The 2649-nt window shown below is 53.4% G+C and carries 3 protein-coding genes; 2 read left to right on the top strand and 1 reads right to left on the bottom strand.

The window, feature by feature from the left end; genetic code table 11:
* Together ASE26_RS21865 and ASE26_RS21860 are read left to right on the top strand one after the other, a co-directional pair.
* On the top strand, positions 1 to 1638 hold a 1638-nt coding region (locus tag ASE26_RS21865; protein ID WP_304438654.1), incomplete at its 5' end, for an RHS repeat-associated core domain-containing protein.
* A 3-nt stretch (positions 1639 to 1641) separates the two neighbouring features.
* Positions 1642 to 2133, top strand: coding sequence for a hypothetical protein (locus ASE26_RS21860; protein ID WP_057246943.1), 492 nt, complete (start codon positions 1642 to 1644; stop codon positions 2131 to 2133).
* Between the two features lie 234 nt (positions 2134 to 2367).
* On the opposite strand, the gene ASE26_RS31240 is transcribed toward ASE26_RS21860, so the two are convergent.
* A complete protein-coding gene (locus ASE26_RS31240) occupies positions 2368 to 2517 on the bottom strand; it encodes a hypothetical protein (RefSeq protein ID WP_200960832.1) in 150 nt (49 codons plus the stop codon).
* Between the last annotated feature and the right edge of the window lie 132 nt (positions 2518 to 2649).

The following is a 2649-nucleotide window of genomic DNA, read 5'->3' as shown; positions in this document are numbered from 1 at the left end:
GGCGTGATCACCACGCTGAACTACGACGGCGAAGGCAACCTGACCGAGAAGAAGCAGGGCAGCGATAGCACCATCTACCGCTACAACGGCAACGACAACCTGATCTCGGTAGCGCGCAACGGCACCACGCTGGGCCGCTACAGCAACGACCACCTTGGCCTGCGCATCGAGAAGGAAGCCAAGGACCCGCTGCAGCCGGGCGCACCACCGGTCAAGCTGCGCACCCTGTGGGATGGCCGCAATGCATTCCAGGACCGCGACAGCGGCGGCGAAGTCATCGCCCGTTACGACAACGACGGCCGCCACCCGGTCGGCATGTGGCACCGCGACGACGGCAGCCAGGCATTGCACCGCGATGCGCTGGGTTCGATCGTCGCCACCACCGACGGCACCGGCAAGCTGAAGAGCGAAATTGTTTACGACGCCTTCGGCAACATCACCGAAGCGACCGGCCAGAGCGCCAACAAGTTTGGCTACACCGGCCACCAGATGGATGCGGAGACGGGCCTGGTGTACTTCCAGGCGCGTTATTACGACCCGCAACTGGGGCGCTTCATTACGCAAGACCCATATGAGGGCGACTGGAAGACTCCGCTGTCGCTGCATCACTATCTCTATGCGTATGGCAATCCAACCGTGTATGTCGACTTGAATGGGTACGAGGCCACGGATCGGTTTGTTGAACAGCATCGCAACGATATGGAGAATGGTCGCGGTGCTATTTACGCGCCGCTACAAAAACCTGCGGTGGCGGTGGTGGCCGCGATGGCATTGGGGCCTTTGGTTGTGCCAGTCGCTGCAGAAGTGGGCGCTGTTGCGATGGCTACTGGGAGGGCTTTGGTTGGCATAGCTAATGCTGTTAGAGCGCATGGCGTTATAGGAGCAGCGGTAGTCCATCCGATTGAGGCAACTGTATTGGCTGTTGAAGGCGCTGCGGTTGCAGGAGGTGTAGCAAGCGGTGCTCCAATGCCCGGCATCACGAGTGCTGGCCGAGACGCAGCAACACGCACGGCTCAGGCAGCAAAGGCAGAGATCCAAGCAGCGGAGAAAATCGCTGAATTGGAGTCGCGAACAGCCACTGTAATGGCACCGTCAGCGCCGGCAATGGCGAACGCGCCACAAAACGCACGTTTGACTGTCGAAGGGAAACAATTGGAAGTTGCTGCAACAAAGGCAACTGCCTCGCGTTCGGCTCAGCCAGTGACTAGTTCGATGAAAAGGGAAAATGGCATTCCTGACGTTTCTAAGTCATCTAAACAATTAGCTGTGGATGCAAAGGAAATTCACAGCATGTTGAAAGGCGAGAGGGCACGCAATGGTGCTACAGTCGCAACTGGCGAATTTGACGGGGAGCTGGTTTACTCCGTTAGTAATAACAGGACGAGTAAGGCGATGCGAGATAAAGCTGATGAATTGGGCTACACCCGCATTTTTGGAAAAGAAAACACCGGACCTAATCAAACTGATGCGGAACAAATTCTGTTGAATTGGGCGGAAAATAATGGGAAGATTGGACTTGAAAAGGCGGCACGGATCGCGCCTTCTCGTCCTGCATGTGGTCCTGGCCGGCAAGACTGTGGAGGAAGGATTGATGCGACACCTGGAGTTACATTGATTGGGCCAAGGAAAGGTGAGTAGAATATGTTGCATTGGGATATTGTCTGGAAGGAGCATGAGCATGAGTTGGAAAAGTTCAATTCGAAGCAACGCGTGGGGCTAGCGTTAGTGTGCTTAGAAGACGTTTTGAATGAATATGGATCCTATTTCGAAAGGGCACTGGACGGAAATCAACAATATTTAGTTGAGTCGAGTTTGAAGGGCCTCAAGAGTGGCGCTAGTGATCTAGAGACTTATTCAAAAGAATTGAATGAATTTGTCGATGGGCCATTGCCAACAGGAGTGTGGGATGTTTTTATGGGTTTGCTTCATTTAATAAATAATTGTAACTTTTTTAATAAAAATGATGCGCTAGAGGTGATGTCATTTGCTTATCAGGCAGTGTTGAATATCGAAATACTTTCGAAGCTAGATAAAGAGATTCGAGAGAATGAAGTTAGAATTATTGAATCGGGAAATCAGGCGTGTGTGCGAACACTGAACAAACAACTTGATTTTTTGAATCAATTGAAATAGTTGGGTGTTCTGAGGATATTGACAGCAGGAACAAGAGGGTCAAGTCTGCCATTGCGACACGAGCACGACCGTACTGTATGGTGGAGTGACGAGTAGCTCCCTTTAACTTTAAAAAAAGCCGTCCCCAACCCGCTGCGTCATGCGCGGGTTCGGGGCGGCTTTGTTTATTTGCGGCTAAGAAAAGACCTCATCGTCCTTTGCCGCTGTGCGTTGTACTGGGTCGGCCCGCCGACCTCAAGCCTTGCGCTGCTCGCGCCCGGGCTTCTTCTCCTTAGCTGCCGGTTTGTTGACGCGTTCGAGCGCACCGGCGACCTGGTTCTTGACGATGACGGCGTCGAGCAATTCACGCACCATTTCCTGTTCATGCTCCGACATGCGCGACACGGTCTCGAACTGGTAGCGCAGTAGATCGGAAGGGCGTAAGCGTCCAACGCTGCCACCTAGGCAGCTCGATTAAGACTGCGTAGAGTTCGGGAATGGCAGCAACGAATCGATCTGGCTGTTAGGGCACGTCGG

It is taken from the genome of Duganella sp. Root198D2, from assembly GCF_001428585.1.
In the GTDB taxonomy this organism is placed as follows: Bacteria; Pseudomonadota; Gammaproteobacteria; order Burkholderiales; family Burkholderiaceae_D; genus Rugamonas.
Note: the sequence above shows the minus strand (reverse complement) of the source record. Positions and strands in the feature narration are given on the sequence as shown.